This is a genomic window from Kribbia dieselivorans NBRC 106261 (assembly GCF_001552435.1).
Lineage (GTDB): Bacteria > Actinomycetota > Actinomycetes > Actinomycetales > Dermatophilaceae > Kribbia > Kribbia dieselivorans.
Window position 1 is genome coordinate 1 of sequence record NZ_BCRE01000237.1, and the last position, 4038, is coordinate 4038.

5 protein-coding genes are annotated in these 4038 nt (G+C 69.3%); 4 read left to right on the forward strand and 1 reads right to left on the reverse strand.

Annotated elements, in window-relative coordinates; translation table 11 throughout:
* A partial coding sequence (locus tag KD1_RS17005) for an aggregation-promoting factor C-terminal-like domain-containing protein (RefSeq protein ID WP_502690828.1) occupies window positions 1–413 on the forward strand: 413 nt, incomplete at its 5' end.
* A 12-nt stretch (window positions 414–425) separates the two neighbouring features.
* On the opposite strand, the gene coaA is transcribed toward KD1_RS17005, so the two are convergent.
* A complete protein-coding gene (gene coaA, locus KD1_RS15180; protein WP_245627436.1) occupies window positions 426–1385 on the reverse strand; it encodes a type I pantothenate kinase in 960 nt (319 codons plus the stop codon).
* A gap of 66 nt (window positions 1386–1451) precedes the next feature.
* On the opposite strand from coaA, the gene glmS reads away from it, so the two are divergent.
* From glmS to KD1_RS15195, 3 genes are all read left to right on the forward strand, one after another.
* Window positions 1452–3311 carry a glutamine--fructose-6-phosphate transaminase (isomerizing) gene (gene glmS, locus KD1_RS15185; protein ID WP_068403318.1) on the forward strand — a complete coding sequence of 620 codons (1860 nt, stop codon included), beginning with the start codon at window positions 1452–1454 and terminating at the stop codon, window positions 3309–3311.
* A gap of 58 nt (window positions 3312–3369) precedes the next feature.
* The gene (locus KD1_RS15190) at window positions 3370–3732 is read left to right on the forward strand and encodes a holo-ACP synthase (RefSeq protein WP_068403320.1); all 363 of its coding nucleotides are present in this window, start codon (window positions 3370–3372) and stop codon (window positions 3730–3732) included.
* 6 nt (window positions 3733–3738) lie between these two features.
* Window positions 3739–4038, forward strand: a 300-nt coding sequence (locus tag KD1_RS15195) for an NAD(P)H-hydrate epimerase (RefSeq protein ID WP_281177628.1), incomplete at its 3' end; no start/stop codon positions are given.

The window sequence follows — 4038 nt, forward strand, 5'->3', positions numbered from 1 at the left end:
AGGCCCGCCAGGCCGAGCAGCAGCGCCAGGCCGAGGCGCGCAAGGCCGAGCTGCAGCGTGAGGCCGAGGCGAAGCGCCAGGCCGCCGCACCGGTCGTCGCCACCGGGGGCAGCAATCAGCAGATCGCCGCGGGCATGCTCGCCTCCTACGGCTGGGGCCAGGACCAGATGTCCTGTCTGTCCACCCTCTGGACCGGTGAGTCCAACTGGAATCACCTCGCCATGAACGCCTCCTCGGGCGCCTACGGCATCCCGCAGTCCCTGCCCGGCTCGAAGATGGCCAGCGCCGGCGCCGACTGGCAGACCAACCCGGCCACCCAGATCAAGTGGGGCCTGGGTTACATCTCCGAGCGCTACGGATCGCCGTGTGGTGCCCTCGGCGCGTGGCAGTCGCGCAGCCCGCACTGGTACTGATCGGGGCCTCCGTCAGACCTTGCGCAGCCGAATCCGCTCGACCCTGTGATCCGACCCCTTCGTCAGGATCAGCGTCGCCCGACTGCGGCTGGGCAGGATGTTCTCCAGCAGGTTGGGCTCGTTCGTGCCCTTCCAGATCTCCCCGGCCCGGTAGCGCGACTCGGCGTCGGTCAACGCTGCGTACCGGTGGAAGTACGAATCCGGATCGGCGAACGCGGTCTCGCGCAGTTTGAGGAACCGCTCGACATACCACTCTCGGATGTCCGCGGGGTCGGCGTCGACGTACACCGAGAAGTCGAAGAAGTCGCTCACGGCCAGCGATGAGCGCCCATCGGTCTGCGCGCGCGGCGGTTGCAGCACGTTCAACCCTTCGACGATGAGCACCTGGGGCCGGCGCACGACGATCTTCTCGTCCGGCACGATGTCGTACGTCAGGTGCGAGTACACCGGCGCCTCGACCTCCGGCACGCCGGCCTTGACCGCGGCGACGAACCGCATGAGCGCGCGCCGGTCGTACGACTCGGGGAAGCCCTTGCGGTGCAGGATCTCGCGCTCGGCGAGTTCGGCGTTGGGGTAGAGGAACCCGTCGGTGGTCACCAACTCGACGCGCGGCTCATGCTGCCAGCGGCTGAGCAGTTCCTTGAGGATGCGCGCGGTCGTGGACTTGCCCACGGCCACCGACCCCGCAACACCGATGACGAACGGGGTGCGTCCGGGCCGCTCACCGAGGAACTCGCTCGTGGCCAGGTGCAGACCGTAGGTCGCCTCGACGTAGAAGTGCAGGAGTCGCGACAACGGCAGGTAGACCTCCTCGACCTCCTGGATGTCGACCTCGTCCCCGAGACCCTGCAGCCGTTCGAGGTCGGTCTCGTCGAGACTGAGCGGGTGATTCTCGCGCAATCGCGCCCACGCGGCTCGGTCGAGTTCCACGTACGCGGACGGCAAGGCATCGGTGTCTAAGGACTGCTGCACCACGGCATTGTCGCGCAAAGCGCACGGTGTCCGGCGCAGGCGTCTCAACCCATTAGGGTTGGGCCCATGTGTGGAATCGTCGGATACGTCGGGCCTCGCTCCGACGACACGGCCCTGAACGTTGTCATGGAGGGCCTCACCCGCCTCGAATACCGGGGGTACGACTCCGCGGGTGTCGCCCTGGTCAACGGCAACGGGGTGGAGTGGGAGAAGCGCGCCGGCAAGCTCGCCAACCTCCGAAACGCCCTGGACGAAGCGCCGCTGCACGCCTCCGCGACCGCCATCGGGCACACGCGCTGGGCCACGCACGGCGGCCCGACCGACCTCAACGCCCACCCGCACCTGGGCGGCACGACCGACAAACTGGCGGTTGTCCACAACGGGATCATCGAGAACTTCCACTCCCTCAAGGCCGAGTTGCTCGAGGCGGGCGTGCAGTTCCGTTCCGAGACCGACACCGAGGTCGCCGCCCAGATGCTGGCGCGCGCCTACGACGTCACCGGTGACCTGTACGCGGCCATGACGTCGGTCGTCAACCGCCTCGAGGGCGCCTTCACCCTGCTGGCCGTGCACGCCGACGCCCCCGACCGGGTCGTCGCCGCGCGCCGCAACTCCCCGCTGGTCGTCGGGCTCGGCGAGGGCGAGAACTTCCTCGGTTCCGACGTCGCCGCCTTCATCGGCTACACCCGCAACGCCGTGGAGCTCGGTCAGGACCAGATCGTCGTCATCACCCCCGACTCGGTCGAGATCACGGACTTCGACGGCAACCCGGCCCAGGGCAAGGCCTACGAGGTCACCTGGGACGCCGCGGCCGCGGAGAAGGGCGGCTACGACACCTTCATGGAGAAGGAGATCCACGACCAGCCGCACGCCGTGGGCGACACCCTGCTCGGCCGCACCGCCCCCGACGGGTCGCTCCTCCTCGACGAAATGAGCATCTCCGAGGACGTGCTGCGCCAGATCGACCGCATCACGATCATCGCGTGTGGCACGTCTGCCTATGCCGGCATGGTCGCCAAGTACGCCATCGAGCACTGGACCCGCATCCCGGTCGAGGTGGCGCTCGCTCACGAGTTCCGCTACTGCGATCCGATCGTCAACGACCGCACGCTCATCGTCTCGATCAGCCAGTCGGGCGAGACGATGGACACCCTCATGGCCGTGCGCCACGCCCGGGCCCTCGGCGCGCGCACCCTGTCGATCTGCAACACCCACGGATCGACGATCCCGCGCGAATCGGACGCGGTGCTCTACACCCACGCCGGCCCGGAGATCGCGGTCGCCTCGACCAAGGCGTTCCTCGCGCAGATCACCGCCTGCTACATCCTCGGGCTCTACCTTGCGCAGCTGCGCGGCGGCTCGTTCGCCGAGGACGCGCGTACCGTCATGGGTCAGCTCGCCGAGATGCCGGAGAAGATCGCGACCCTGCTCGGCACCATGGACCGGGTCAAGGAGATTGCCGGCTTCATGGCCGACACCCGCTCGGTGCTGTTCCTGGGCCGCAACGTCGGCTACCCGGTGGCGATGGAGGGTGCGCTCAAGCTCAAGGAGCTCGCGTACATCCACGCCGAGGGGTTCGCCGCCGGTGAACTCAAGCACGGCCCGATCGCGCTGATCGAGCCGGGCCAGCCGGTCTTCATCATCGTGCCCGGCCCGGACACCCCGCACGACCTGCACAAGAAGGTCGTCTCCAACATCCAGGAGATCCGGGCCCGCGGCGCGCGCACGATCGTCATCGCGGAGGAGGGGGACACCGACGTGATCCCGTTCGCGGACGAGGTCATCTGGGTGCCGCAGGCGCCGCCGCTGCTCGAGCCGCTGCTGACGGTGGTGCCGCTGCAGGTCTTCGCGCTCTACCTCTCCACGGCCAAGGGCCTGGACGTCGACCAACCGCGCAACCTGGCCAAGTCCGTCACGGTCGAGTGATCTGAACCGGGGCGGCGTCGGGCGCTGGAGCGCCTGACCGAAACGAAGGGGGCGCGCCATGATCGTGGGTACCGGCATCGATGTCGTTGACGTCGCTCGGTTCGAACGAACCCTGCTGCGCACCCCGGCGCTGCGGGTTCGGCTGTTCACTCCGCTCGAGCGGCCGCTGCACGTGCGTTCCCTGGCCGCTCGGTTCGCAGCCAAGGAGGCGCTGGCCAAGGCGCTCGGCGCTCCGGCGGGCATGTCGTGGCAGCACTGCGAGGTGCGCCGCGACCGCGACGGGCGCCCCGAGCTGCACATCACCGAGACGGTCGCGCTCGTGGCGGCCCGCAAGCACGTCACGCATCTGCATCTGTCGCTGTCGCATGACGGCGGCGTCGCCACGGCGTTCGTCGTGGCCGAGTGCCTGGCCGAAAGGTGACCCGTCGTGATCGAAGCCCACAGTCCCGAGCAGATTCGCGCCGCTGAGGCGCGGTGCGGTGACGACCTCGCCGGCGGTGAGCTCATGCGCCGCGCCTCGACCGGGCTCGCCGCCGTCGCATCGGCCCGGTTGACCGATCGTCATGGCCGGAGCGTCGTGGGGCTGGTGGGGGCGGGCAACAACGGGGCCGACACGTTGTACGCCCTGGCGATGCTGGCCGACGAGGGCTTCGCCGCGGCTGCGGTGTGCGCCGCCGGCGTGACGGAGTCCGGTTCGGCCGCGCACGCCAGCGGGGCCCTGACCGCG